This window comes from Rhizobium sp. BR 315, assembly GCF_050577975.1.
Lineage (GTDB): Bacteria > Pseudomonadota > Alphaproteobacteria > Rhizobiales > Rhizobiaceae > Rhizobium > Rhizobium miluonense.
The window spans coordinates 39,292-65,877 of the sequence record NZ_JARWKZ010000019.1 but is presented as its reverse complement, the minus strand read 5'-3'; the positions used below and the strand labels follow the sequence as shown (position 1 = coordinate 65,877).

At 60.9% G+C, this 26,586-nt stretch carries 29 protein-coding genes and 1 pseudogene; 23 read left to right on the top strand and 7 right to left on the bottom strand.

Annotated elements, in window-relative coordinates:
• Positions 1 to 19: 19 nt before the first annotated feature.
• A complete protein-coding gene (locus tag QD409_RS19045) occupies positions 20 to 655 on the bottom strand; it encodes a LysE family translocator (RefSeq protein WP_092851539.1) in 636 nt (211 codons plus the stop codon).
• 154 nt (positions 656 to 809) lie between these two features.
• Here QD409_RS19045 and radA point away from each other — a divergent pair, with 154 nt between their 5' ends.
• The 10 genes and pseudogenes from radA to rarD all read left to right on the top strand — a co-directional run bounded on the left by radA (position 810) and on the right by rarD (position 10,764).
• Entirely contained in the window at positions 810 to 2,213 is a 1,404-nt protein-coding gene (gene radA / locus QD409_RS19040) for a DNA repair protein RadA (protein ID WP_092851536.1), read from the top strand.
• A 90-nt stretch (positions 2,214 to 2,303) separates the two neighbouring features.
• Entirely contained in the window at positions 2,304 to 2,927 is a 624-nt protein-coding gene (locus QD409_RS19035; RefSeq protein WP_092851533.1) for a CvpA family protein, read from the top strand.
• Between the two features lie 163 nt (positions 2,928 to 3,090).
• The gene (gene purF / locus QD409_RS19030) at positions 3,091 to 4,575 is read left to right on the top strand and encodes an amidophosphoribosyltransferase (RefSeq protein WP_092851529.1); all 1,485 of its coding nucleotides are present in this window, start codon (positions 3,091 to 3,093) and stop codon (positions 4,573 to 4,575) included.
• Between the two features lie 71 nt (positions 4,576 to 4,646).
• Complete coding sequence (locus QD409_RS19025; protein ID WP_092851525.1) at positions 4,647 to 5,387, top strand: SDR family NAD(P)-dependent oxidoreductase; 741 nt, start codon at positions 4,647 to 4,649, stop codon at positions 5,385 to 5,387.
• Between the two features lie 224 nt (positions 5,388 to 5,611).
• The gene (cysS, locus tag QD409_RS19020; RefSeq protein ID WP_092851523.1) at positions 5,612 to 7,003 is read left to right on the top strand and encodes a cysteine--tRNA ligase; all 1,392 of its coding nucleotides are present in this window, start codon (positions 5,612 to 5,614) and stop codon (positions 7,001 to 7,003) included.
• Complete coding sequence (locus QD409_RS19015; protein WP_092851521.1) at positions 7,000 to 7,482, top strand: GFA family protein; 483 nt, start codon at positions 7,000 to 7,002, stop codon at positions 7,480 to 7,482. Before cysS ends, QD409_RS19015 begins: the two co-directional genes overlap by 4 nt.
• A complete protein-coding gene (locus QD409_RS19010) occupies positions 7,475 to 7,951 on the top strand; it encodes a GFA family protein (RefSeq protein ID WP_430763354.1) in 477 nt (158 codons plus the stop codon). The genes QD409_RS19015 and QD409_RS19010 overlap by 8 nt, the downstream gene beginning before the upstream one ends.
• A pseudogene (locus QD409_RS19005) lies at positions 7,944 to 8,081 on the top strand (prolyl aminopeptidase); the annotation flags it as partial. The gene QD409_RS19010 and the pseudogene QD409_RS19005, both read left to right, overlap by 8 nt.
• A gap of 46 nt (positions 8,082 to 8,127) precedes the next feature.
• On the top strand, positions 8,128 to 9,744 hold the full coding sequence (gene cimA, locus QD409_RS19000; RefSeq protein ID WP_092851512.1) for a citramalate synthase: 1,617 nt from the start codon (positions 8,128 to 8,130) through the stop codon (positions 9,742 to 9,744).
• Positions 9,745 to 9,852: 108 nt separating this feature from the next.
• Positions 9,853 to 10,764: an EamA family transporter RarD gene (gene rarD / locus QD409_RS18995; protein ID WP_092851509.1), complete on the top strand. Its 912-nt coding sequence runs from the start codon at positions 9,853 to 9,855 to the stop codon at positions 10,762 to 10,764.
• Positions 10,765 to 10,895: 131 nt separating this feature from the next.
• On the opposite strand, the gene QD409_RS18990 is transcribed toward rarD, so the two are convergent.
• Positions 10,896 to 11,519 (bottom strand): TIGR00730 family Rossman fold protein, encoded by a 624-nt coding sequence (locus QD409_RS18990; protein WP_092851641.1) that lies wholly within the window; start codon positions 11,517 to 11,519, stop codon positions 10,896 to 10,898.
• Between the two features lie 155 nt (positions 11,520 to 11,674).
• On the opposite strand from QD409_RS18990, the gene QD409_RS18985 reads away from it, so the two are divergent.
• From QD409_RS18985 to QD409_RS18960, 6 genes are all read left to right on the top strand, one after another.
• Complete coding sequence (locus tag QD409_RS18985; protein WP_430763353.1) at positions 11,675 to 13,690, top strand: LysM peptidoglycan-binding domain-containing protein; 2,016 nt, start codon at positions 11,675 to 11,677, stop codon at positions 13,688 to 13,690.
• A gap of 212 nt (positions 13,691 to 13,902) precedes the next feature.
• A complete protein-coding gene (locus tag QD409_RS18980) occupies positions 13,903 to 15,789 on the top strand; it encodes an ABCB family ABC transporter ATP-binding protein/permease (protein WP_092851503.1) in 1,887 nt (628 codons plus the stop codon).
• A 135-nt stretch (positions 15,790 to 15,924) separates the two neighbouring features.
• Entirely contained in the window at positions 15,925 to 16,623 is a 699-nt protein-coding gene (locus QD409_RS18975; protein ID WP_092851501.1) for an acid phosphatase, read from the top strand.
• Between the two features lie 306 nt (positions 16,624 to 16,929).
• On the top strand, positions 16,930 to 17,628 hold the full coding sequence (locus QD409_RS18970) for a phosphatidylserine decarboxylase (RefSeq protein WP_092851499.1): 699 nt from the start codon (positions 16,930 to 16,932) through the stop codon (positions 17,626 to 17,628).
• A 20-nt stretch (positions 17,629 to 17,648) separates the two neighbouring features.
• Entirely contained in the window at positions 17,649 to 18,509 is an 861-nt protein-coding gene (gene pssA, locus QD409_RS18965) for a CDP-diacylglycerol--serine O-phosphatidyltransferase (protein WP_092851498.1), read from the top strand.
• A 328-nt stretch (positions 18,510 to 18,837) separates the two neighbouring features.
• Positions 18,838 to 18,981 (top strand): hypothetical protein, encoded by a 144-nt coding sequence (locus QD409_RS18960; protein WP_167668007.1) that lies wholly within the window; start codon positions 18,838 to 18,840, stop codon positions 18,979 to 18,981.
• A 78-nt stretch (positions 18,982 to 19,059) separates the two neighbouring features.
• On the opposite strand, the gene QD409_RS18955 is transcribed toward QD409_RS18960, so the two are convergent.
• Together QD409_RS18955 and QD409_RS18950 are read right to left on the bottom strand one after the other, a co-directional pair.
• A complete protein-coding gene (locus tag QD409_RS18955; protein WP_092851497.1) occupies positions 19,060 to 19,824 on the bottom strand; it encodes an SOS response-associated peptidase in 765 nt (254 codons plus the stop codon).
• 43 nt (positions 19,825 to 19,867) lie between these two features.
• Positions 19,868 to 20,188 (bottom strand): YnfA family protein, encoded by a 321-nt coding sequence (locus QD409_RS18950; RefSeq protein ID WP_092851494.1) that lies wholly within the window; start codon positions 20,186 to 20,188, stop codon positions 19,868 to 19,870.
• 160 nt (positions 20,189 to 20,348) lie between these two features.
• Between QD409_RS18950 and QD409_RS18945 the strand changes: the two genes are divergently transcribed.
• The 7 genes from QD409_RS18945 to QD409_RS18915 all read left to right on the top strand — a co-directional run bounded on the left by QD409_RS18945 (position 20,349) and on the right by QD409_RS18915 (position 24,596).
• Positions 20,349 to 20,762, top strand: coding sequence for an NUDIX hydrolase (locus tag QD409_RS18945; RefSeq protein WP_092851488.1), 414 nt, complete (start codon positions 20,349 to 20,351; stop codon positions 20,760 to 20,762).
• Between the two features lie 101 nt (positions 20,763 to 20,863).
• On the top strand, positions 20,864 to 21,298 hold the full coding sequence (locus QD409_RS18940) for a TIGR02301 family protein (RefSeq protein WP_092851639.1): 435 nt from the start codon (positions 20,864 to 20,866) through the stop codon (positions 21,296 to 21,298).
• Between the two features lie 104 nt (positions 21,299 to 21,402).
• On the top strand, positions 21,403 to 21,660 hold the full coding sequence (locus tag QD409_RS18935; RefSeq protein ID WP_092851483.1) for a hypothetical protein: 258 nt from the start codon (positions 21,403 to 21,405) through the stop codon (positions 21,658 to 21,660).
• A 16-nt stretch (positions 21,661 to 21,676) separates the two neighbouring features.
• Entirely contained in the window at positions 21,677 to 22,435 is a 759-nt protein-coding gene (locus tag QD409_RS18930; protein WP_092851478.1) for a hypothetical protein, read from the top strand.
• A gap of 177 nt (positions 22,436 to 22,612) precedes the next feature.
• Positions 22,613 to 23,452: a YgfZ/GcvT domain-containing protein gene (locus tag QD409_RS18925; RefSeq protein WP_092851476.1), complete on the top strand. Its 840-nt coding sequence runs from the start codon at positions 22,613 to 22,615 to the stop codon at positions 23,450 to 23,452.
• The gene (locus QD409_RS18920; protein WP_092851474.1) at positions 23,449 to 24,066 is read left to right on the top strand and encodes a YfbR-like 5'-deoxynucleotidase; all 618 of its coding nucleotides are present in this window, start codon (positions 23,449 to 23,451) and stop codon (positions 24,064 to 24,066) included. The genes QD409_RS18925 and QD409_RS18920 overlap by 4 nt, the downstream gene beginning before the upstream one ends.
• Positions 24,063 to 24,596, top strand: coding sequence for a tyrosine phosphatase family protein (locus QD409_RS18915; RefSeq protein ID WP_092851469.1), 534 nt, complete (start codon positions 24,063 to 24,065; stop codon positions 24,594 to 24,596). Before QD409_RS18920 ends, QD409_RS18915 begins: the two co-directional genes overlap by 4 nt.
• 61 nt (positions 24,597 to 24,657) lie before the next feature.
• Here QD409_RS18915 and QD409_RS18910 read toward each other — a convergent pair whose 3' ends face one another.
• From QD409_RS18910 to QD409_RS18900, 3 genes are all read right to left on the bottom strand, one after another.
• Positions 24,658 to 25,284, bottom strand: coding sequence for an EF-hand domain-containing protein (locus QD409_RS18910; protein WP_245298043.1), 627 nt, complete (start codon positions 25,282 to 25,284; stop codon positions 24,658 to 24,660).
• 260 nt (positions 25,285 to 25,544) lie between these two features.
• Positions 25,545 to 26,054 (bottom strand): superoxide dismutase family protein, encoded by a 510-nt coding sequence (locus tag QD409_RS18905; protein WP_092851461.1) that lies wholly within the window; start codon positions 26,052 to 26,054, stop codon positions 25,545 to 25,547.
• Positions 26,055 to 26,202: 148 nt separating this feature from the next.
• Complete coding sequence (locus QD409_RS18900; protein WP_092851456.1) at positions 26,203 to 26,529, bottom strand: hypothetical protein; 327 nt, start codon at positions 26,527 to 26,529, stop codon at positions 26,203 to 26,205.
• Positions 26,530 to 26,586: the final 57 nt, after the last annotated feature.

Sequence of the window (26,586 nt, the reverse complement as noted above, 5' to 3'; positions counted from 1 at the left end):
CCACTTCGTGGTCAGCGCTCTAGCGAGCGCTGATTGCCAAGCGGACGCCGAGCGCGACGAACAACGTGCCAAGGCCGCGGTCGAGCCAAAGCCCGAGGCTGCGATTGCGCCTGAGGGCCTCGGTCAGGCGACCGCCGAGAAGGATGAGCGGCGGCTCGATGAAGGCAGCAACGACGATGATCAGGCTGCCATGCAGCAAAAGCTGCGCCCAAACCGGGCCGGCGCCTTCGACGACAAACTGCGGCAGGAACGCGAGAAAGAAGATTGCGACCTTCGGGTTGAGCAACGAAACCATGATGCCTTGGCGATAGATGCGGCCAAAGGATAAGGCCTTGCCGGCCTCCTTGATCCAGGGCCCCTCACCCTTCGAGCGCAGCGCCTGTATGCCGAGCCAGATGAGATAGGCGGCACCGACCCATTTGACCGTCGAGAACGCAAGCGCCGAAGCGGCCAGGATCGCCGACAGGCCGGCAGCCGCCATCAGCACATGCAGGCATGCGCCGCTCCATATGCCGAACAGAGCCGCGAAACCGGAGCGCATGCCGCTTCGGATCGTGTGACCTAGAATAAAGGCGATGTCCGGACCCGGCGACAGATTGAGCAGCGTCGCGGCGGTCAGAAAAGCGATCCAGTGGGCAAGCGAGTAGTCGAACATCCGTCATCATCCGTAAAAAGGCCAGCATAAAGGTTCGCACGATCGCCGCTGATACGGAAATCATTAGTTTTGATAGGCCGCGAAAGACATTATCTGGCGGCCGACGCGATTCGCTGCGAAAAGCGGAGCAATTGAACTTTGAGAACAGCATTCGATGGCTAAAGCCCGTACACAATTCATCTGCCAGAACTGCGGCACGGTCCACAACCGATGGGCGGGCAAGTGCGACAGCTGCGGCGCATGGAACACCATCGTCGAGGAAGATCCCATGGGCGGGATCGGCGGCGGCCCGGCCAGGACGCCGAGGAAGGGCAAGCCCGTAACGCTGACCTCGCTTTCGGGCGAGATCGAGGAAGCGCCGCGCATCCATACCGGCATATCCGAACTTGACCGAGCCACAGGCGGCGGTTTCGTGCGCGGCTCGGCCGTTCTCGTCGGCGGCGATCCGGGCATCGGCAAATCGACGCTGCTGATGCAGGCGGCAGCGGCGCTTGCCCGCCGCGGGCACAAGATCGTCTATGTCTCCGGCGAAGAAGCTGTGGCGCAGGTTCGCCTGCGCGCGCAACGCCTGCAGGCCGCCGATACAGATGTCATGCTGGCAGCGGAAACCAATGTCGAGGACATTCTGGCGACTCTTGCCGAGGGCAAGCGGCCTGACCTCGTGATCATCGACTCCATCCAGACTTTGTGGAGCGAACTCGCCGAATCGGCACCCGGCACCGTCACGCAGGTTCGCACCGGCGTGCAGGCAATGATCCGCTTTGCCAAGCAGACCGGCGCAGCGATGGTGCTGGTCGGCCACGTCACCAAGGATGGCCAGATCGCCGGCCCGCGTGTCGTCGAGCACATGGTCGACGCAGTCCTCTATTTCGAAGGCGATCGCGGCCATCACTATCGCATCCTGCGCACGGTGAAGAATCGTTTCGGCCCGACCGATGAAATCGGCGTCTTCGAAATGTCCGACATGGGCCTGCGCGACGTGGCCAATCCGTCGGAGCTTTTTCTCGGCGAACGCAACTCCAAATCGCCGGGTGCTGCCGTGTTTGCGGGCATGGAAGGCACCCGACCGATCCTGGTCGAGGTGCAGGCATTGGTAGCAGCGACATCGCTCGGCACGCCACGACGCGCCGTGATCGGCTGGGATTCGGCGCGGCTGTCAATGATTCTCGCGGTGCTCGAAGCGCATTGCGGCGTTCGCCTCGGCCAGCACGATGTCTACCTTAATGTCGCCGGGGGCTACCGCATTTCTGAGCCGGCTGCAGACCTCGCCGTTGCCTCTGCACTGGTTTCCTCTTTGGCCGGTCTTGCCCTTCCCGCCGATTGCGTCTATTTCGGCGAAGTCAGCCTGTCGGGCGCCGTCCGGCCGGTTGCGCACACCGGCCAGCGTCTCAAGGAAGCCGAGAAGCTGGGATTTTCCGCGGCCCTTCTGCCTGCCGCTTCCGCCGACCTGCCGAAGGTCAATGGCGGACGCTGGAGCGAGATCGAAAGCCTGCCGGATTTGGTGGCGCGCATAGCCGGATCGAAGGGCGCGCTCAAGCGCGCGGAAGATGAAGACTGAGCCATACTTCAGCCGTCCTTGACGTAGAAGAGGCTCATACTGAGGCCGATGCCCGCCACATGGCGCGGCAAGTCTTGAAGTGGATTATACATGCCCATTACGATTTTCGACGGTATTGTTATCGGCGTTCTACTGTTTTCCGCCGTTCTGGCCATGGTTCGCGGCTTTTCCCGCGAAATTCTCTCGATCGTCAGCTGGGGCGGCTCCGCCGTCGCTGCTTACTATCTCTACCCTCTGCTTCTTCCCTATGCGCTGCAGTACAAGGCCGATACCAAGATCGCGACGATCGCTTCGGCCGGCGTCATCTTCCTGCTGGCGCTGATCATCATTTCCTTTATCACCATCCGGATCGCCGATTTCATCATCGACAGCCGTATCGGTGCGCTCGACCGGACGCTGGGCTTCCTGTTCGGCGCGGCTCGCGGCCTGCTGCTGATGGTTGTCGTGGTCGCCTTCTGGAACTGGCTCGTGGCACCCGCCGCCCGGCCGGGCTGGGTCAACAACGCCAAGTCGAAGCCATTCCTCGATTCGATGGTCGAGAAGCTGAAATCGGCGCTTCCCGACAACGTCCAGGCGATGCTGCCGCCCGAGATCATCAACAAGATCGCACCCAATCAGCAGCAACATGCGCAGCCTCAGGAAGGCGGCGACAACGCCACGCCGAACGATACAGCGCCCTCCGACGACGCACCGGCGCCGCAGACAAACCACTGACAAGGCGTTTACAGGCTTGACCCGCCGCGCGATAATCGCCATGTGAGCGGCATGAAAAACGAAAATCCGGCCCGATATATTTTCCGGCCGGATTTTCAGCTATTTTAATAGTCAGTCGTGACGCCGCCCGTTCCGCCCACGTTGAGAGCAAAGGCCAGCAGCCATGAACCATTCCCTCTCCATCGAGAATGATATCGACGGCGACACTCTGCACGAGGAATGTGGCGTCTTCGGCATTCTGGGGCACCCCGATGCGGCAACGCTGACGGCACTCGGCCTGCACGCCCTGCAGCATCGCGGCCAGGAAGCGGCCGGCATCGTCTCCTTCGATGGTCAGCGCTTCCATTCCGAACGGCGCATGGGCCTTGTCGGCGATCACTATACCGATCCGGCCACCCTCGCCCGCCTGCCCGGCGATCGCTCTATCGGCCATGTACGCTATTCGACGACAGGCGAAACCATCCTGCGCAACGTCCAGCCGCTGTTTGCCGAGCTGGAAGTCGGCGGCATCGCCATCGCTCACAACGGCAACTTCACCAACGGCCTGACCATGCGCCGGCAGCTGATCGCCGACGGCGCCATCTGTCAGTCGACGTCGGATACCGAAGTCGTCCTGCATCTCATCGCCCGCTCCAAGCAAGCGTCTTCTTCCGATCGCTTCATCGATGCGATCAGGCAGATGGAAGGCGGCTATTCGATGCTCGCCATGACGCGCACGAAGCTGATCGCCGCCCGCGACCCGATCGGCATCCGGCCTTTGGTCATGGGCGAACTCGACGGCAAGCCGATCTTCTGCTCGGAGACCTGTGCTCTCGATATCATCGGCGCGAAATACATCCGCGACGTCGAAAACGGCGAGGTCATCATCTGCGAGATCCAGCCGGACGGCTCAATCACCATCGACGCCCGCAAACCGGAAGTTTCCCAGCCCGAGCGCCTCTGCCTGTTCGAATATGTCTATTTCGCCCGCCCCGATTCCGTCGTCGGCGGCCGCAACGTCTATGCCGCCCGCAAGAACATGGGGATCAACCTCGCCAAGGAAGCGCCTATCGCAGCCGATCTGGTCGTGCCGGTGCCGGATGGCGGCACGCCCGCTGCCATCGGCTATGCGCAGGCGAGCGGCATTCCCTTCGAGCTCGGCATTATCCGCAACCATTATGTCGGCCGCACCTTCATCGAGCCGACGCAGCAGATCCGCGCTTTCGGCGTGAAGCTCAAGCATTCCGCCAACCGCGCCATCATAGAGGGCAAGCGTGTCGTGCTTGTTGATGATTCCATCGTGCGCGGCACGACCTCCGTGAAGATCGTGCAGATGATCCGCGATGCCGGCGCCAGCGAAGTGCATATCCGCGTCGCCAGCCCGATGATCTTCCATCCGGACTTCTACGGCATCGACACGCCGGATGCCGACAAGCTGCTCGCCAACCAGTACAACAGCCTGAAGGCCATGTGCGATTTCATCGGCGCCGATTCCCTCGAGTTCCTGTCGATCGACGGGCTCTACAGGGCTGTCGGCGGCGAGCCACGCGACAATGCGCAGCCGCAATTCACCGATCACTACTTCACCGGCGATTACCCGACGCGTCTGCTCGACCGGGAAAGCACCAGCAACGTGCGCAAGCTCTCCATGCTTGCCAGCAACGGCTGACCCGCGGTAACGGCTGACAAGGGGGCGCTTTTTCGCCCCTTTCCTCCCCATAGCATTCGGATCAAGACAGCATGAGCGTCAACCTCAAGGACAAGATCGCCCTCGTCACCGGCGCGTCGCGCGGTATCGGCCATTTCACGGCACTGGAACTCGCCAAGGCCGGCGCGCATGTGATCGCTTGCGCCCGCACGGTCGGCGGACTTGAGGAGCTGGACGACGCCATCAAGGCCGCCGGTGGGTCTGCAACGCTCGTGCCCTTCGACCTTGCCGACATGAACGCCATCGATGCGCTCGGCGGTTCGATCTTCGAACGCTGGGGCAAGCTCGATATCCTCGTTGCCAATGCCGGCGTGCTCGGCGTGATCTCGCCGATCGGCCATGTCGAGGCCAAGGTCTTCGAAAAGGTGATGACCATCAACGTCACCGCCACCTGGCGGTTGATCCGCTCCGTCGAGCCGCTGCTGATGCGCTCCGATGCGGGACGCGCCGTCATCCTTTCTTCGGCCGCCGCCCATCGCTGCCGGCCTTTCTGGGGGCCTTACTCCGCATCCAAGGCCGCCGTCGAGGCGCTGGCCCGCACCTGGGCCGGGGAGACGCAGAGCACGCCGCTGCGCATCACCAGCGTCGATCCGGGCGCCACCCGCACCGCCATGCGCGCCCAGGCCATGCCCGGCGAAGATCCGGAGACGCTGCCGCACCCCCGCGAGGTCGCCCAGGCAATCCTGCCGCTCGTCGGCCCCGATGTCACCGAAACCGGCAAGCTCTTCGTCGTGCGCGAGAACAGGCTCGTCGACTATCGGATGCCGGAATAAAAAACACCCTCTCCCCATACGGGAGAGGCCTCCTCCCCACTTGACCAAATTCTTTCGGCGCGCGATAAAGCCGCCCATGAAAACGGTTATCTGCATTAACTGCCGGAAGATTATTCGCTAGCGTTTCGCTGGCCTGGCCGTTTTCGTCTCCCAAAATCCAAGATGACAAACGTCCGGCCTGCCGGTGACGGTATTTTTTCGGATTTATGCCTTGGGAGAGTGACATGGCCGCCGAGCCGCAACTGAAGTTCTACAACACGCTGACGCGCGAAAAGGTCGAATTCCAGCCGATCGACCGCAACAATGTCCGCATGTATGTCTGCGGCCCCACGGTCTATGACTTCGCTCATATCGGCAATGCCCGCCCGGCCATCGTCTTCGACGTTCTGTTCCGGCTGCTGCGGCAGACCTATGGCGAAAGCCAAGTCACCTATGTCCGCAACATCACCGATCTCGATGACAAGATCAACGCGCGTGCGCTGCGTGATCAACCTGACCTGCCACTGAACGAGGCGATCCGGCTGGTGACGGAAAAGACCGAGCGGCAGTATCGCGAGGACACCACAGCTCTCGGCTGCCTGGAGCCGACGGTGCAGCCGCGGGCGACCGACAGTATCGCTGAGATGATTGTGATCATCGAGACGCTGATCGCCAAGGGCCATGCCTATCGGGCGGCCGGCGAAGTGCTGTTCGATACGAAGTCGATGGCCGATTACGGCCAGCTATCGAAGCGCAATCTCGATGAGCAGCAGGCGGGCGCCCGCGTTGCGGTCGACGAGCACAAGAAGAGCCCTGGCGATTTCGTGCTGTGGAAGCTGTCCGACGAGAACGAACCCGGCTGGGAAAGCCCCTGGGGCCGCGGCCGTCCGGGCTGGCATATAGAATGCTCGGCCATGAGCGGCCGCTACCTCGGCGATGTCTTCGATATTCATGGCGGCGGGCTGGATCTGATCTTCCCGCACCATGAAAATGAAATCGCCCAGTCACGTTGCGCATATGGTACGCATGCGATGGCGAACATCTGGATGCATAACGGCTTCGTGCAGGTCGAAGGCCGCAAGATGTCGAAATCGGAAGGCAATTTCGTCACCATCTACGAGCTGCTGCAGACGGACAAACTCGGTGGCCGAACATGGCCGGGCGAAGTGCTGCGGCTTGCCATGCTGATGACGCATTATCGCGAGCCGATCGACTTCTCGGTGAAGCGCCTCGAGGAAGCGGAGCGGCTGATTGCCAAATGGCCCGCGGCTGACGTTAGCGATGCCTCGCCGGATCCGACGGTTCTTTCCGCCCTCGGGGACGATCTGAACACCGTTGCCGCCATTCAGGCACTGCATGCACTGGCGCAAGCGGCCAACGCCGACGCCAGCCTCCTTCCCACCTTCGCCGCCAGCGCCAACCTTCTCGGCCTGCTGCCGAAGAAGGCGGAGGTCGACGAAGCTGTTGTCAATGAGATCGATGCCAAGGTGCGCCAACGTCTGGAGTTACTCAAAGCCAAGAACTTCGCTGAAGCCGACAAGCTTCGCGATGCACTTTTGGCTGAAGGCATTCAGTTGAAGGATGGCAAGGATCCGGCTACGGGCGAGCGAACGACGAGCTGGGAGATCAAGCGGTGAGCCTGACTTACACCGGCGGCTGCCAGTGCGGCGCGGTTCGCTTCCAAGTGCAGGGCGAATTGAAGGATGCGTCGATCTGTCATTGCCGCATGTGCCAGAAGGCCTTCGGCGCCTATTATGCGCCGCTGGTCTCGACGCGCGGCGCCGCGCTTGCATGGACACGCGGCGAGAGGAAGACGTTTCAATCGTCCAACCATGTGAAGCGCGGCTTTTGCGCAGATTGCGGAACGCCGCTGACCTATGAAGCGCCGGATGGCATTGCCGTGGCGGCAGGCGCCTTCGACGACCCTTCGAAGCTGCCGCCCGTCGTGCAATATGGCACGGAAGCCAAGATCGATTTCGTCGACCGACTGCATCTGCTGCCGGGACACAGGACGGAAGAAGATGCGGAGCAGGCACCCTTCGTGCTCGAAGTTGTGTCGTATCAGCATCCGGATCACGATACCTCAAGCTGGCCAGAGGAGAAGCGCCATGAGTGAAATCACCAGAAGCGGAGGATGCCAATGCGGCGCGGTGCGGTTCCGCATTCGTGGTCAACTCGGACGTCCGTCGATCTGCCATTGCCGCATGTGCCAGAAACAGTTCGGCAGCTTCTTCTCCGCGCTGGTGACCGCGCCGGATGAAGGCCTGGAATGGACGCGCGGCGAGCCGACCTATTTCCAATCCTCCGTCAATATCGACCGCGGCTTCTGCAGGAATTGCGGCACGCCGCTGACCTACCGTCATCCGGGCGGCGTTGAAATCGCCATCGGCGCCTTCGACGTGCGCGACGATCTTGCCCCGCAGATCCAGGTCAACCATGCCAATCGCCTGCCCTGGGTGGAGACCATCTTCGAAAAGCCCGTCCTTCAGGATCCGGATTTCTATGCCCGGCAGGAGCAGGTCATTTCCTTCCAGCATCCCGATCACGACACGGATGCCTGGCCGGCGGGTGGTCTGAAAATATGACCGGGGACTGCACAGGGCCTGGCCGAAGACGGAGTGCCGCCTGATCGAAGGCGCGGAGTACGCCTACTCGGAGCCCCGCATTCTGGATCGGCTCATCGGCGCGACCTACAAGTTTGCAGGAAAAGCCTAGAGCCGGGCACCTCAATATCAAAAGCCGGTTCGCCGGAGGAAACAGTATGACACGCGAAAAAATCTATCTCTTCGACACGACGCTCCGCGACGGCCAGCAGACGCCCGGCATCGATTTTTCGGTCGAGGACAAGATTGCCATCGCCACCATGCTGGACGAGTTCGGCCTGGATTACGTCGAAGGCGGCTATCCCGGCGCCAACCCGACCGATACGGCCTTCTTCGAACAGAAGCGCACGAAATCGGCCTCTTTCGTCGCCTTCGGCATGACCAAGCGCGCCGGTGTCTCTGCCTCCAACGATCCCGGTCTAGCCAGCCTGCTGCAGGCAAAGGCCGACGCGATCTGTTTCGTGGCCAAAAGCTGGGACTATCATGTCAAGGTCGCCCTCGGCTGCTCCAACGAGGAGAATCTCGAAAGCATCGCCGAGAGCGTCAAGGCGGCTGTGGGCGCCGGCAAGGAAGCCCTGGTCGACTGCGAACACTTCTTCGACGGCTACAAGGCCAATCCGGCCTATGCGCTTGCCTGCGCCAAGACGGCCTATGATGCGGGCGCGCGCTGGGTCGTGCTCTGCGACACCAATGGCGGTACGCAGCCGCCGGAAATCCGCGCCATCGTCGAGGCCGTCATCGCCTGCGGCGTTCCCGGCCACTGTCTTGGCATCCACGCCCATAACGACACCGGCCAAGCGGTTGCCAATTCGCTTGCCGCAGTCGAAGCCGGCGTGCGGCAGATCCAGGGCACGCTGAACGGCATCGGCGAACGCTGCGGCAATGCCAACCTGATCACGCTGATCCCGACGCTGGCGTTGAAGCGGGCCTATAGCGAACGCTTCGAAACGACGATCGATACCGAGCGGCTGGTGGGCTTGACCGGCCTTTCGCACGCCTTTGACGAGTTGCTGAACCGCTCGCCCGACCACCAGGCGCCCTATGTCGGCGCATCCGCCTTCGCGACCAAGGCCGGCATTCATGCGTCTGCGCTGCTCAAGGACCCCCGCACATACGAGCATGTGACGCCGGAAAGCGTCGGTAATTTCCGTAAGGTCATGGTTTCCGACCAAGGCGGAAAGTCGAACTTCATCAACGCGCTGAAGCGGCGCGGCATCGAGGTCGGCAAGGACGATCCCAAGCTCGATCAGCTCATCCAGATCGTCAAGGAGCGCGAAGCGACGGGCTATGCCTATGAAGGCGCGGATGCGAGCTTCGAGCTGCTGGCGCGCCGCACGCTCGGCACCATCCCCGAATTCTTTGCGATCGACGGCTTCCGCGTCATGGTCGAGCGCCGCTTCGATTCCCATGGCCGGGTGAAGATCGTCTCGGAAGCGGTGGTCAAGATCATCATCGACGGCCAGACCATCATGTCGGTTGCCGAAGGGGATGGCCCGGTCAACGCGCTCGACCTGGCGCTGCGCAAGAATTTCGGCAAGTACCAGCACGAGATCGACGATCTGGAACTGGCCGACTTCAAGGTGCGCATCCTCAACGGCGGCACCGAGGCCATAACCCGCGTCCTTATCGAGTCCACCGATAGCGACGGCGTGCGCTGGTGGACGGTCGGCGTGTCCGAAAACATCATCGATGCGTCGTTCCAGGCGCTGATGGATTCCGTCATCTACAAGCTGATGAAGAACCGGCATATGGCGGGCAAGATCGCGGCGGAGTGATCCGCCGGCTATCAAAAAGCTTGACGATGCCGTCAAGGAAATGAATTGGCCATGCGACGCGCGTTGGAGTAATCCCGTCTCAAATAACAAGGAATGACGGGAAAATTCATGGCCACCGATGCGGTCACACCGGAAATCAAGAACAACGACGGCATCCGTGGCTTCGGCTACGCGATGACGGCCTACCTCTTCTGGGGTATCCTGCCGCTCTACATGAAAGCCCTGGCGCATATTCCGGCCATGGAAGTCATCGCTCACCGCATCTTCTGGTCCGTCCCGGTTGCCGGCGCCGTGCTGCTGGCCCTTGGCGGCATGCGTGACGTGAGGGCGGCGTTTCGCAATCCGCGCACGATTGCCATGGCGTCGCTGACCGCGACGCTCGTCACGATCAATTGGGGAACCTATGTCTGGGCGATCGGCGCCGGACATTCACTGGATGCGGCGCTCGGCTACTTCATCAATCCGCTGTTCAGCATCGCGCTCGGCGCCCTACTCCTGAAGGAAAGACTGGCGCCGGTGCAGATCGTCGCGATCGGCCTTGCCGCGGTTGCGGTCGTCATCCTGACCATCAAAGCCGGCACCCTGCCCTGGGTCGCGCTGTCGCTGACCTTCTCCTGGGGCTTCTACGCCTTTTTCCGCAAGACACTGCCCGTCGGCGCCAATCAGGGCTTCTTCATCGAGGTGCTGCTGCTCTGCATTCCCGCAACGCTCTATATCATCTACCTGGAGATGCGCGGCGAAGGCCATCTGTATCAGACCGGCCTGTCGGATACCGCCCTTCTCCTTGGCTGCGGGCTGGTGACGGCGCTGCCGCTGATGATTTTTGCGAACGGCGCAAAGCTCCTCAGATTGTCGACCATCGGCATCATGCAGTACATCGTGCCGACGATGGTCTTCCTGATTGCCGTCTTCCTGTTCAAGGAACCCTTCGGATCGACGCAGATGATCGCTTTTTCGCTGATCTGGGCCGGGCTCGTGCTCTACAGCTGGTCGATGCTGCGTCAGAGCAAAGACCGCTAACGGACCGATATGGTTATCAAATCGCTAAAGCGCATCGCGATCTTTCAGAGTCGCTTCGCGCGCTCGGCTGTTTAGTTCTGCACATGTCGTTATCGCAAGACCGCTGCACGGTTCTGCGCGACATGTATTAATCAGAGTTTGGAAATGACGGCTTCTTCGCCGCCGCGGTCGCCGCGCGCCTCAGCGGCGTGCTTGCGGATGGCCGGGATGATATCGTCCACCTTGTCGATGACCAGCGGCTGGACGCGATGGGCCGTGTGAACAAAGCCCTCTTCCGTCATGTGACGGATGAGTTCCATCATCGGGTCCCAGAAGCCGTTGATATTGGCGAAGACCATCGGCTTCTCATGACGGCCGAGTTGACCCCAGGTCATGATCTCGACGATCTCCTCCAGCGTGCCGATGCCGCCCGGCATCGCCACGAAAGCATCTGCGCGCTCGAACATGCCGTGTTTGCGCGCATGCATATCAGGCGTTATGATGAGCTCGTCCAATTGACCGAGCGAATGGCGCGTCGCTTCCATATCGACGAGAAACTCCGGGATGATGCCGGTGACCTGGCCGCCATGTGAGAGCACGCCGCTTGCGACAGCGCCCATGATGCCCTTGGTCCCGCCGCCATAGATCAGGCGCAAGCCGTTCTCGGCTATGCTTTTGCCCAGCTCGCGGCCGGCAGCCATGTAGGAAGAATCGCGCCCCGGCCTTGAGCCGCAATAAACGCAGATGGATCGAATTGGCGCAGAATCGTCAGTCATGAAAGCAAACAACTATGCTGCAGATGCTCAGTCAAGAATTTTCGAAGGAAAACTTGTGCCCGAACATGCGAAAATGGCTGAGAAAGCTTGTAAAAGCAGGCGAAATCGCTAGCAATTTCAGGAGTTGCGACGACTGCGCCGCGTGGAGATGAATGATGATGAAGAACCGTGCCGGTTGGCTGGCTCTGTTGGTGTTGGTAATTGCCACCGTGTTGATGGTCTTTTTCGTGATGCCGCGCATCAACGGCAGCAAGAACCCGATCGGCGATGTCGTCAATCAAGCCGGCAATACGGTGAAAAACACCATCGAGGAGAATGCGCAGAAGGCTGGCGAGACGGCGCAGAAGTCGACCCAGGCAACGCAGAATGCCGTATCGAATGCGGTCAATACCGCTGATCTTGCCAAGAAGCTGACCGATCTGACCGGCGCGGCGGCAACATCGCTCGTCGATCTCAAGGCGCTGTTCAAGGATGGCAGCACGCCGAGCCAGGATGTTTTCGCGGCCGCGAAGACGAAGGCGATCACGGCACTGCAATCGATCGCCGCCTTTGCGCTTCCCGAGGGAACCGATGCCACGGCAACGGGCCTCGTGAAGAAGGTGCAGGACGGCGCAGGCAAGGCGCTTGCCATTGTTCAATCCCTGCCCGACAACGCAGCCGACGCAAGCAGCGCGATCGACAAGGCATTGGCGGCGCTGACCGGCCAAACGGCACCGCAGACCGCGGCAGCAAGGTCTTCCATCCCTTCATTTGACGTGCTGCGCGTGGAACCGAACGGCTCCACCGTGATTGCCGGCACGGCCGAACCGAATGCCAAGCTTGAGATCGTCGACGGCGAAAAGGTCGTTACCACGATCAAGGTCGGCCCCAGCGGCGACTTCGCTGCCGTGCTCGACAACCCTTTGCCGCCCGGCGATCATGAGCTGGTGCTGCGCGCCACCGGCAAGGACGGCAAGGTCGTCAACTCCGAGGATGTCGCCACCATCTCGGTGCCGAAAGACGATTCCACACAGCTTCTTGCCATGGTCTCGAAGCCGGGCGCTGCGAGCCGCATCATTGCCGCGCCCTCGGCCAAGCAGAGCCGCGTAACCTCCGCTGAAGAGAACGCACCGGCAGCCAACGCTCAGGGCAATGCTGCATCGGCCTCCGACGCCAAGACGCAGCAACAGGGTTCAGTCGTTGCATCCGCAAACCCTGCCGTCACTACGAAGACGGACGAACAGCCGGAAGTCATGGTCAATGCCGTTGAAATCGAAGGAGACCATATCTTCGTCGCCGGCACCACGAGGCCGAATGCCACTGTACGCGGCTATGCCGACGACAAGCTGATCGGTGAGGCCGCTGCCGGCGCAGACGGCCATTTCGTCGTCGACGGCGTGATGCCTCTCAGCGTTGGCGACCACAAGATCCGCGTCGACGTGCTCGATGATGCAGGAAAGGTCATCGTGCGCGCCAACGTCAACTTCACGCGTCCGGAGGGCAACCAGGTGACGGTTGCCGCGCAGACGCCGGCCGCCAACGCGCAAACGCAATCGGCATCAGCGAACATGGTGCCGCTGGACGAAGGCGAACTTGCCAAGCTGAGGGAAAGTGCCGGCAGGGCCTTCGCGCTGCTGAAGGGTCTCTTCACCGACGGCAAACAGCCGAATGCGGAACAGCTTGCCGCCGCCCGGTCCGGCACCGAAATCGCGCTGAAATCGCTTTCGGAGTTCCGCCCGTCGATCAATGCGACTGCCGAGCTGAAGAAGGCCGCGGCCGACGCCGGAAGGGCTGCCGCCAAGGCGCTGAGCGCGCTGCAGGCTCTGCCGAGGGATGCAAAATCGGTCGGAGCTGCACTGCCTGGCCTCGAAGAATTGATCGCGGCGGTCACCGCGCCAGCACAGCCGAACACGGAGGTCTCGTCCAAGGATAACGCCCCGAAGACGCTGGAGCAGGCGCCGCTGGCGCGGGATGCCAATGCGGTGATCATCCGTCGCGGCGATACGCTCTGGCAGATTTCACGCCGCATCTATGGCGCCGGCGTGCGCTACACGACGATCTATCTTGCCAACGAGGACAAGATCAACAATCCGGACCGAATCCTGCCTGGACAGGTGTTCGGCCTGCCAAAGGACGCGCTGCCGAATGCCGAGGAGCTGCACCGCAAGCGGCTTTCGGGCGAACACCTCTAGGCTGCACACCATTCCTCGATAAGATTATGCACCGGCCGGGCGCGACCAACGCCTGGCCGATGCTTTTATGCGGGATAAAAATAGTATAAGCGTCGCACAACCCTCATCGCCTTCACGCAACGGCCGTACCTCTATGCGTGGAGGCTTTTCCAGCCGGACCAACCCAGCGGGTGTCAACGCCCGGCTGCCTCTATTATTCGCCGGAGACGGACATGGCAGAGCCCAAGAAAACCATATCGGCGGATTCCAGCAATCCCTTGAACACGATCGTCAATCTCTGGCCGTATATGTGGCCCGCCGGCCGTATGGACCTGAAGATGCGGGTCGTCTGGGCGACCGTCTTCCTGCTGGTCTCGAAATTCTTCCTGCTTCTGGTCCCCTATTTCTTCAAATGGTCCGTCGACGCGCTGAACGGCAAGCTCGACATGCAGGGCATCCTGCCGGCCTTCATGGTCGGCGCCATCGCCTTGATCGTCGCCACGAACCTCACCCGCCTGATCCAGCTCGGCCTCAACCAGCTTCGCGATGCGCTCTTTGCAAGTGTCGGCCAGCACGCGGTTCGCCAGCTCGCCTATCGGACCTTCGTGCACATGCACGAACTGTCCCTGCGCTTCCATCTGGAGCGCAAGACCGGCGGCCTCTCGCGCATCATCGAGCGCGGCACCAAGGGCATCGAGACGATCGTCCGCTTCACCATCCTCAACACCTTTCCGACCTTCATCGAATTCCTGCTGACCGCCATCATCTTCTGGCGCGGCTATGGCTTCTCCTACCTCGCAGTGACGGCCGTCACGGTCTGGCTCTACATCTGGTTCACCGTGAAGGCGAGCGACTGGCGCATTTCCATCCGCCGCACGATGAACAACAGCGACACCGACGCCAATACCAAGGCGATCGATTCGCTCCTGAACTTCGAGACGGTCAAATATTTCGGCAATGAAGAGATGGAAGCCAAGCGCTTCGATCAATCGATGGCGCGCTATGAGAAGGCCGCCACCAGCGTCTGGACCTCGCTCGGCTGGCTGAACTTCGGCCAGGGCGTGATCTTCGGCCTCGGCACCACAGTCATGCTGGTCATCTCCGGCTGGTCCGTCCTCAACGGTCACCAGACCGTCGGCGACTTCGTCTTCATCAATGCCATGCTGCTGCAGCTCTCCGTACCACTGAACTTCATCGGTTTCGTCTACCGCGAAATCCGCCAGGGCCTGACTGATATCGAAGAGATGTTCGACCTGCTGGAAGTGAAGCCCGAAGTGGTCGACGCACCCGACGCCAAGCAACTTGTCATCGGCAACGGCGCCATTTCTTTCAAGGACGTGCACTTCGCCTATGATCCGGCCCGGCCGATCCTGAAGGGCATTTCCTTCGAAGTCCCAGCCGGTAAGACGGTTGCCGTCGTAGGCCCGTCGGGGGCGGGAAAATCGACCCTCTCGCGCCTCCTCTATCGCTTCTACGACGTGCAGAGCGGCACGATTACCATCGACGATCAGGATCTGCGCACAGTGACGCAGAAAAGTCTGCGCAAGGTGATCGGCATGGTGCCGCAGGATACTGTGCTCTTCAACGACACCATCGCCTACAATATCCGCTACGGCCGGCCGGGCGCGAGCGAGGGCGAGGTAACGGCCGCAGCCGAGATCGCGCAGATCAGCGAGTTCATCCGCCATCTGCCCGAGGGTTTCGAAACGAAAGTCGGGGAGCGTGGCCTCAAGCTGTCAGGCGGTGAGAAGCAGCGCGTCGCGATCGCCCGAACCGTTCTGAAAGCTCCGCCGGTGCTGATCCTCGACGAGGCGACATCGGCACTGGACACGACAACCGAGCGCGAAATACAGGCGGCTCTCGACATCGTTTCCAAGAACCGCACGACGCTGGTCATCGCCCATCGCCTTTCGACCGTGATCGGCGCCGACGAGATCATCGTGCTGAAAAGCGGCGTGATCGCCGAACGCGGCACGCATGCGAACCTGCTTGCGCAGAACGGGCTTTACGCATCCATGTGGAACCGTCAGCGTGAGGCAACGCAGGCCGAAGAGCATCTGAAGCAGGTACGCGAAAACGACGATCTCGGCGTGGTCAACCGGCTGGCGCCCGCAAACTGAGCAGCGGCGGCATTTTCGACGCCGTGCACGGTTCTTGCGGGCAGATGTTGCGCAGAAGCGTTGTGCACTTCAACTGTCACGAGCTTGAGATAACAGCTTGATAGGTACGGGTTTCACTTAAAAGGGAGCCCCGAAATGCGCACTTTTGCCAAAGCTTTAAGCCTATTGCTCGTCGTCGGCCTCGCCTCGCCGGTTTTCGCCGAGGATGCCAAGCCCTTCAGCGACTCCAAGGAGATCAATCTCCTCAATCTGCTGCCGCCGCCGCCCGCCAATGATTCGGCGCAGATGAAGGCCGAGCTGGGCGAAATCCTGACGATCCAGGTCACCCGCACCCCGGAAATGGCGGCACGCGCCGTTGCCGATGCGGAAGAGAATGTCTGGCGCTTCTCCGATGTCATCGACAATCCAAAGTTCACCAAGGAAAGCCTGCCGAAGTTCTCGGCATTCTTCGATCGCGTCGTCGAGACCGAAGGCGCAGTAGTCGATCCGGCCAAGGATGTCTGGAAGCGCCCGCGTCCGCATCTCTACAGTGATCTCGTAAAGCCGATCGTTCCGCTCTCCAAGTCCGGCTCGTACCCGTCCGGCCACACCACGGTCGGCACGCTGATGGGCGTCGTGTTGGCGAACATGGTGCCGGAGAAGCGTACCGCCATCATGGCTCGCGCATGGGAATACGGCCATAACCGTATCGTCGGCGGCATCCACTATGCATCCGACATCGAAGCCGGTCGCATCGCCGGCATGGTCATCGCTGAAACCATCACCACGCATGACGACTACAAGACCGAATACGAAGGCGCCAAGGCTGAATTGCGCGCCGCCCTCGGTCTCTGATTCCATCCGGTTATTGCGGAATATGAAAGGCCGCCGCCTCATCGGCGGCCTTTCTGTTGCACCCTGCCGGAATTCCGGTGGACTACGCCTCTGAAAACCGAAGATCGTTGACATCCTGTGCCTGCGCGGATTGCGCTGGGGGCGAGCATGCGAGAGCATTGCCCATGACGGCGTTTGCCTGTAGTCACGCTCGTCTGGTAATCAGAGCAAGACCGCTTATCTTGTTCTCATCTTTTGATTGGCAGCGTCTCGCTCGGCAACCGAGGTTCGGTTTTCGCGAGAATGCCCTAACGGAGTAGGCTGTAGATGAGCTTGTTCAACAGCGTGCGCAACGTCATCGTTCCAGTGCATAAGGAAGGCTATCCCTTCGTCGCAGGTTTCTTCGTCGCTTCGCTGGTGCTCGGCTGGATCTTCAAGCCGCTCTTCTGGATCGGCCTGATCCTCACACTCTGGTGTGCCTATTTCTTCCGCGATCCCGAGCGCATGACGCCGCAAGACGATGATCTGGCGATCTCGCCGGCCGACGGCAAGGTTTCCGGCGTGCAGATGGTCACGCCGCCGGCGGAGCTCAACCTCGGCAGCCAGCCGATGCTGCGCATCTCGGTTTTCATGAACGTGTTCGATTGCCATGTGAACCGCTCGCCGATGCGCGGACGCATCACCAACATCGCCTACCGCCAGGGCAGCTTCCTCAATGCGGAGCTGGACAAGGCCAGCGAGCAGAACGAGCGCAACGGCCTCGTCATCGAGACGAAGCATGGCGAGATCGGCGTTGTGCAGATCGCCGGGCTCGTCGCGCGCCGCATCCTCTGCTTCGTCAACCCGAACGAGCCGCTTGACGCCGGCGAGCGCATCGGCCTGATCCGCTTCGGCTCGCGCCTCGATATCTTCCTGCCGGAAGGCGCGTCGCCGCGCGTTACCATCGGCCAGCGCGCGATCGCCGGCGAAACCGTCATTGCCGAATTCGGCTCGGCAAAGGGCCCAACCGTTAGCCGCCGCAGCTGACCCCTAGGAACACGAGCGAGATGAAGACGCCTTTTCCGCCTTTCGAGCCGCATGGACCCAATGACGAAGCGCGCGGGCCGCGCCTCCGGGAAATCCCGCTGCGGCTGATCGTGCCGAACATGATCACCGTGCTGGCGATCTGCGCGGGATTGACGGGTATTCGCCTCGCTTTCGAAAGCCGCTACGAGCTTGCCGTCGCGGCCGTGCTCGTCGCAGCCTTCCTCGACGGCATCGACGGGCGCGTCGCGCGGCTGATGAAGGCCACCTCGAAATTCGGCGCGCAGATGGATTCGCTCGCCGATATCGTCAATTTCGGTGTCGCTCCGGCGCTGGTGGTCTACGTCTTCCTGCTCGACCAGGCCCGCTCGCTCGGATGGATTGCCGCATTGATCTACACGATCGCGGCTGGCCTGCGGCTCGCCCGCTTCAACGTCATGGCCGAGCGGGAGCACAAGGCTTCCTGGCAGTCGGAATATTTCGTCGGCGTGCCGGCGCCAGCCGGTGCCATGCTGGTGCTGCTGCCGGTCTATCTCGGCTTTCTCGGGCTGACGCCGGACCGCACCTTCGCCTATTGGGGTGCCGCCTACACGGTTCTTATCGGCTTTCTGCTGGTGAGCCGCCTCCCCGTCTGGTCCGGCAAATCGGAAGGCAACGGTGTACGGCGCGACCTGGTTCTGCCCATCATGCTTGGCGTCGTCGTCTATGTCGCGCTGCTGATGAGCTACACCTGGCATGTCATGGTCGTGACCGTCGCCGCCTATCTTTTGTCCCTGCCGTTCGGCGCACGCTCCTGGGCGAAGAAATATGGCACCTACACCATCAACGGCCCTGCCGACCCCAATGTCGACGATTCCAACGACGACATCGGTCGGCACATCTAAGGCCGGCTTATCTCGTGCTATTCGACAGGCTCCCGGCTGCATCGTCCCGCTGCAACCGCAAGTCTGTAAGTCTCCCTTATCAATTAGGGACATGACGATGAGCTGTCGGCCGAATGACAAGCCGCTTCCGCCCGGATTTTTTAGCAGATTCAAACGTTGCGGCAGTGCGTATTCTACACGAGGTTTCGGTGCTAATCTCTCGAAATATGGTCGTTGTTTACAAAAGCTGATTGGAAAACGCCTTCGATTTGTCATGATTTACGACAAAAAGCACTGTTCGACAGTGAATCGAAAAGTGCTCCCGCAGGAGCATGGTGAGGAGTAAATCATGACGCAGAAGAAAGAAACGGCGGCACAACCGCAGGCAAAAATCGACCCCAGCAAACACTATCGCCCTCTGGGCCTGAAAGCCGTTCTGGCGGCTCATCTGATGCTGAAGTCCAAGCCGCCGCTCAAGAAGAAACTCGCCTAAATCCGAGGGCGCTGGCCGGCTGTACGGCAGCTGAGGCGCCCACAATCGCATCGATGCCGGCCGCCGGATGGCGGTTGCTCAGAGAAGGCTTAGCTGGCCGTCGTCTGGTTCTGCTTTCTTCGACGGTTTCCTGAGAGGCTCGATCGCTACCGGTGTCTGCAGATCCGGCCCCATGTTAGCGACCTTGTTAACGCGATCCGAGACCGGGATCGCCTCGAAAAAATCTTCCTGTACCGGTGCCATCAGATCGAGGACCTCGCGCGGCTCCTGGGTCTTGCAATCGAGCCAGCGCGCAAAATCTTCCGGCTGGATGACGACTGGCATGCGATCGTGAATGGATCGGATCGCGCTATTTGCCGCAGTCGTCAGGATCGCCCCCGTATCGACTTCAGAACCGTCTGCCGACGACCAGGTCTCCATCAGTCCGGCAAAGGCGATGACGCCGCCTCGACGCGGACGGATCCAATAGGCCTGCGGCTTCTCGCCGCTTTCTTTCGATGGCCTGTGCCATTCGTAAAAGCCTGATGCCGGAATAAGAATGCGGCGGTGGCGCATGGCGGCGCGGAAGGACGCCTTGCCGATCGCCGTTTCGGCACGCGCATTGATCAGAAGCGGAAACTCCTTCGGATCCTTCACCCAGGACGGCGTGAAGCCCCAACGCACCAGAAGGGCGCGGCGATCCGGCAGGTTACTGCCGGGCTGCTGCCGGTCGCCGGATATGACAACAAGGATCGGCTGCGTCGGTGCGATATTATAGCGCGCGGGAAAGCCGTCACGCAGCAGGACGCCGAGTGCTTCTCCCACATAGTCCGCCGTCGATGTCAGAGCAAAGCGTCCACACATGGGGCTTGTTTTGCACCGGTAAAGCGCCGGGTCAAGCGGAAGCTCAGCCGCGTGGGCCAAAGAGAATGACGGCCGCTCCAACCAGGCAGATGGCGGCGCCGGAGATATCCCAACGATCCGGCAATCGCCCTTCCGCCAGCCAGAGCCAGAGGATCGAGGCAACGATATAGACGCCGCCATAGGCAGCAAACGTGCGCCCGGCCGCCTCGCTCGGCACCAGTGCCAGCAGCCATGCAAAGAGCGCCAGTGAGATCAGGCCGGGCGCCAGCCACCAGATCGGCTTTGCCAGTCGGAGCCAGGCCCAGAAGGCGAAGCAGCCGGCAATTTCGGCCAGGGCCGCAAGAGCATATAGTCCGTAGATCATCCAGGCGCCCGCCCATTCGGCGCATACGAATCGCCGTTCCGTCGGCAGCGAGTTAAGGGGCTTTCCCGGAGGACAGCAAGGGTCGTTTCCTGTAGAGATCGTGAACCGATGGCTTCATGTCATTACCTTCCAGTCTCATCATGCGAATGCGAAACGACCGATGAATTCCATTCCCCGCCCCGCCTCCTCCGCCATTCTCGAACGCGATGGCCGCTTTCTATTGGTCTTGCGCAGCAATCCGCCATCGGCCGACATGTATGCTTTTCCGGGCGGCAGGGCGGAAGCGGGCGAAACGCCTGCGGAAGCGGCACTTCGAGAATTCGAGGAAGAAACCGGCATAAGGGCGCGCAATCCGCGCCTGTTCGAGACCTATGATTTGCGGTCCCATGCAGCAGATGGAACACTCACGAGCCATTTCCTGCTCTCGGTCTTCCTGGTCGACGCCGAAAGGGACGCTGTCGCGGTGGCGGCCGACGATGCCGCCGAGATCGGCTGGTATTCGCTGGAGGAGATTCGCGCCCTGCCCGTGCCAGCCAGCGTACTCGAATGCGTGGAGAGAATTGCCGCCGCCTGAACGGCGGCCGGGCGGCCATATTAACGATACCGGACAATAACGAGGTGAAAAGCAGGCCTGGTGCCTTGTTCCCGTCATGCTTGTCCGGTCAACATGGTTACATGATTCATAACCACCTAGGCCGACCGCTTCTGACTTGCATCGCGCTGGCCACCGCTTTTCCGGCGGTCGCACAGCCGGCTGCGACCACAGTGCAAGTACAGACGCCCAGCACCACGGACGCCGAACGACCGACGCCTTATGATGAGAGGCTTTCACGCCTCGCCGAAATTCTGGGCTCGATCGATTATCTGCGCAATCTCTGCAGCCCGGCGCGGGAGGACGGATGGCGCGGCGATATGCAGCAATTGCTCGACACCGAGACGAAGGGCGAGCCGAAGCGCAAGGAGAAGCTGACCGCCGCGTTCAACCGTGGGTATAGGTCGTTTGCGTCGGTTTATGCAAATTGCACGCGTCAGGCTCTCGTCGCCGAAGAGCGATACCGTAACGAAGGTGCAACACTGGCTACAGAAATCACCGCGCGCTTTGGAAATTAACGGTTTATTAACCCCTTTTCGTACCGAGCCGTGTCGTTTTAGGAAAAGGCTGATAAAGTTGTTAAGCAAGTGGTAAGGACATGAACGTCTCGAGGAAAGAAGCAATGGAAACCAGCCTGAATGAAATCGACGACATGATCGTCCATGAAAAGATGCAGGCAGCGCTGGAATACCAGAACGAAGCTTGGGCCGACGGCATGGCTGATGGTATCGAGCCCGAAATCATTGCCGATGCTGCGATTGCTCACGCGATTCGCGAGACGATTCGCAATCGAGGCGAACAGGGAGCGGAAGCCTTGCTTGAATCGCTTCGCGAACGCATGCTCGCCGGCGAGTTTTCTCCGACCCGAACCCTGCAATAGAAAACAGAGATTGCTCATGCGTATCTTCCCAGGCAATGAGTTCCGCTGTTCCATTGCCTCGCTTGCCGCTGCAGCTCTGCTTTTGAGCGGCACCGCCTTGCCGCTGCCAGCCCTCGCCTTCTCCGAGCTCAATCCTCCGGCGCAGCTGCCGGGCGCCGCCGGTACATCCGGCCAGCAAAAGAACGCCAAGCCTGTCGAGCAGGCGCTGGAAGCGCCTGCCAACAACGCGCTGCCGATGCCGGATCCGCTGATCAACAAGCAAGCCAGCCAGAACGGTGGCGATGCGTCGAGTGCAAACAAATCGGTCGAATTCCTCTTCGACATCGACAAGGCGCCGGAGCCGGTCAAGAAGCTCCGCGCGGCGATCGTCGAGGCTGCGGCTTCGGGCGATCTCGAGCGCCTACGTCCGCTGATGAACGTCGGTGCCGGCCTGAAGCAGACTCAGGTCACCGCCGACGACCCCGGTGAGGATCCGATCAAGACCCTCCATGATCTCTCGGGCGATCCGGACGGCATCGAAATCCTGTCCATCCTGCTCGATATCATGTCGACGGGCTTTGCCCATGTCGGCCAGGGCACGCCAGACGAAATGTATGTCTGGCCCTATTTCGCCCAGAAGGACATCAAGACGCTCTCCACGCCGGAGAAGGTCGACCTGATGCGCATCGTGACGGCGGGCGATTATGCCGACATGCTGGAATTTGGCGGCTATAATTTTTATCGCGTCGGCATCACACCGGACGGCCGATGGAAATTCTTTACCTCGGGCGAATGATCCAGCCGGGGAACTTGCGGTTCTGCGCCGCAGGCCCTACCTCTTGATGATGAAGCATGTCGCGCAAAAGTGCGCAGCGGTTTTGCGGCAACGACATGCGCAAAATCAAGAGCTTAAAGCGCACGTAGCGAATCTGGAAGATCGCGGCGCGCTTTAAGCCAAATCAGCGGATCCAACATGCCAGCCGTATTCCTGAAAAATCGCTCCTTCATCCGCATTGCCGGCGCGGAAGCGGAGGCGTTTCTGCACAATCTTATCACCACCGACCTCGTCTCGCTCGAGACGGACCAAGTGCGCCCCGGTGCATTGCTGACGCCGCAGGGCAAGATCCTGTTTGACTTCATGATCCGGCGAGACGACCCGGGCTTTCTGATCGAGACCGATGCGACACTGCAAGATGGCCTGTTGAAGCGCCTGACCATGTATCGGCTGCGCGCCAAGGTCGACTTTAGCGTCGAGGATGTTCAGGGCGTTACGGTGGCATGGGCCGACGAAGTGGGCGAAGGCCCACGCGACAGCCGTTTCCTCAAGGCCGACATCGCGCTGACGCGCACGCCTGGCCAACATGGTCAAGATGCAGAAGCGCTTTACGACGAACTGCGTATTGCCAACGGCGTCGCCATTTCCGGCCGCGATTTCGTGCTGCAGGATGCATTTCCGCATGATGTGATGATGGATCTCAACGGCGGGCTGGGCTTCCGCAAGGGCTGCTATATCGGCCAGGAAGTGGTTTCCCGCATGCATCATCGCGGCACGGCGCGCAGGCGCGTCGTCATCGTCGATGGCACCGCGGATCTGCCCGTTTCCGGGACCGAGCTGACCGCCGGCGGCAAGCCGATGGGGTCGCTGGGATCGACCGCCGGCCGCAAGGGCCTTGCCGTTATCCGTATCGATCGCGCAGGCGAAGCCATTGCGACGGGAACGCCGATCCTGGCTGGCGGGGTCGAGGTCTCGGTGTCGCTGCCCGCATGGTCCGGCCTCACCTTCCCCGCCCCCGCCGATGAGGCTTCGGCATGAACTCGGCCAAGACGCCGCGCGCCTGGCAGCGCATGTTGTCCGGGCGCAGGCTCGATCTGCTGGACCCATCGCCGCTCGACGTCGAGATCGGCGACATCGCGCACGGGCTTGCCCGCGTCGCGCGCTGGAATGGTCAAACCTCGGGCGATCACGCCTTCTCCGTCGCGCAGCATAGCCTTGTCGTGGAGGCTATCTTTCGCCATCTCAATCCGTCCAGCCCGGATGAGTGGCTCGCCGCGCTGCTGCATGATGCGCCGGAATATGTGATCGGCGACATGATTTCGCCGTTCAAGTCCGTCGTCGGTGGTGGCTATAAAGAGGTGGAGAAGCGGCTCGAAGCAGCGATCTATCGTCGCTTTGCCCTGCCGCCGCATTGCGCGCCGCAATTAAAGGACAGGATCAAGAAGGCAGATACGGTCTCTGCCTATTTCGAGGCGACGTTGCTTGCCGGCTTCACGCCGGAAGAAGGACGCAAATTCTTCGGCCAGCCCCGCGACATCACCCGGGAGATGCTGCCGATCGATCCCGTGCCGGCGGTCGAGGCGCAGCGATTGTTCCTACAGCGCTTCGAGGAGATCGAGGCCGAGCGTGCGGCAATGAGGGTCGGTGCGTGACTGATATCGTGATATCGCCACTGGCGCGCATCGCCGAGATGGCCGTTCGCCATGGTGCACGCGAAATGATCAGCCTGATGGCCAAGGAGCAGGCTTTTCATCGACCTGCCGTCATCAAGGCGGACCGGCACCTGCTGCTCAGCATGAACGACATCAGCTTTGCAGGCACCGGCGATCTCATCGCTCCCCAGGAGACGCATGTCCGCGCGATCATCAATTTTGCGACGCAGTGGGATCGTACATCGCCTCTGCTGATCCATTGCTGGATGGGGGTTTCGCGCTCGCCGGCCGCAGCACTGATCGCTGCTCTTGCCGTTCATCCGGAACAGGATGACCTAGCCCTCGTTCGCCGCCTGCGCGCGGCTTCCCCCTTCGCAACGCCAAATACCCGGCTGATCGCGATCGGAGATGACATGCTTGGACGCAATGGCCGGCTTGTCGCGGCGCTCAAAGAGATCGGCCGTGGTGCGGATGCTGACGGCAATGCGCCATTCGTGCTGCCATTGGCAGAACTGAGCAATACGCCATAAACAAAACGGAGGCCGGTTTGTGCAGCCTCCGTTCGTTTCACGACAATCGGTTGCCCGCGGGTCAGGCGGAGACGCCGCCCGACTGCTCAGGGTCGTACTGACCATAGGTATTCTGATAGAGGGCCGACGGATTCTGCATTTCGCTCAGCAAAACGTCCAGCGCTTGGTTCTGGGCTGCCGTATCCGAATTCGCATTGCTGCTATCCGACGATGGTTCCAAAGACAGCATGTCGGCGGCAGAGGCGTCCGATGATTTGAGCGCATCGAGACCCCCCGCGAACTGATCCTTGGTCAGCGAGCCGGAGTTTTGCCTATCGATGCTCTTGAAGAGGTTCTCCGCATCGCTTTCGCTCATGTCCTTCGGCCGTCCGGCGACGAACTCACTCTGCGTGATCTTGCCATCCTGATTGGTATCGAGGCGGGCGAATAGTTGATCCATCGGCGACTGATCCGTAGAGCTGCTCGACGTCGAAGAGCCCGATTGGCCGGCTTGCTGCATCTGCAGCAGCATCGACGCCAGGTTGCCGGAGAAAATGTCCGTGGCGCTTGGATCGCTGCTGCTGTCACTGTCCTCATCCTTGAGAAGGCTTGCCGACAGAAGGCCCGATTGAGCGGCCTGCTGCAATTCCTGAGCATCCACAACGCCGTCCTGGTTCTTGTCAAGCGGACTGTACGAGGCAGCCGTCATGCTGCTTCCAATTGAAGAAACGCCACTCATCCAAATCTCCTAAGCAAACGCCATTGGCGTGTTCGACTGCCCCCCGACACGCTTAGTCATCTGCCGCGAGAATAGGTCGATTTGGCCGGGCTGAGATAGATGGGTGTTAATTCATCATTAACCATAATTGACAGGCATCGAATCCCATTGCTGGTGGGCGCCCACTGCGCGGAAACAACCGGCACTTGGCACAGCCTCGCGCAAGGATTCGAATCGCCTGTTGGTTGGGCCTACTGGATGACCGCACACGCCAGACGCTTGCCGGCGCCGCCGACCGGCTGGCTGCGATAATCATCCGATTCTTCATGGATCATCAGCGTGCGGCCACGGATACCGTTCTTGCCGTTGAGCGATACCAAGCCGTTGAATACCTGGGCCCGCAGCTTTCCATCCTGATCGACATACTGGTTGGGCATGTCGCCCGCATGCGGTCCCTTTGCGGCGAGAAAGCCGTGCTCAGCCTTCGTCGGATTGAAATGCCCGCCGGCGGATTCGAAGCCATGCGTATGGTCGCACCGGCTGCTTTCGTGGATATGAAACGCGACCCAGCGATTGGCCGGCAGACCCGAGACTTCCATCTCGATCAGCACGCCCGACTTGCCCTCGGTCAGGGTCGCCCGCCCTGCCTGCTTGCCGTCAAGCCCGACGAAATCGGCGGTCGCCGTCCTCTGGTCTTGAGCCGCCGCAGGCATGGCCGCAGCTAGAGCAAGAATTGCAGCCATCATCATCGTCCGCCTCATGGAACGGTACTCCCTCTTTGGTGATCACTGTCCAACGCATTGCGGGCATGAGTGTTCCGCCGAGAGGAAAATGAATTGCATCAAACAGATAAAGCGACCCACCGTCGTCCGGCAGGTCGCTGAAACAATCCGACGAAACCAGCTATTGTCAGGCCGCGATGCTACCCACGTCGTACTGGCCGTAGGTGCTGTTGTAGGCATCCATCGGCGAGAACAAATCCGTATGGAGTTCCGGCAGCTTGGCTCTGGAGGCGACATCGGCGCTGGGCAATTGCATGAGCTTGGCCATCAGGTCGCTCATGGCGCTGCTTGAACTATCCGAAGTGCTATTGTCGGCATTCTCCTGGAGAATGCCGGGACGCTCGCCAGCCTCACGCTCCTGACCGCTGAGCAGACCGTCCCCATTGGCATCGAGGCGCGAAAGCGTGCCGCGATAGGGATAAGAGCTATTGGATATGGAAGATACATGGGACATTCAAATCTCCTTTGGAAGGAGCCGCCTCATGCGACGTCGTTTGCCCTCAATACATTC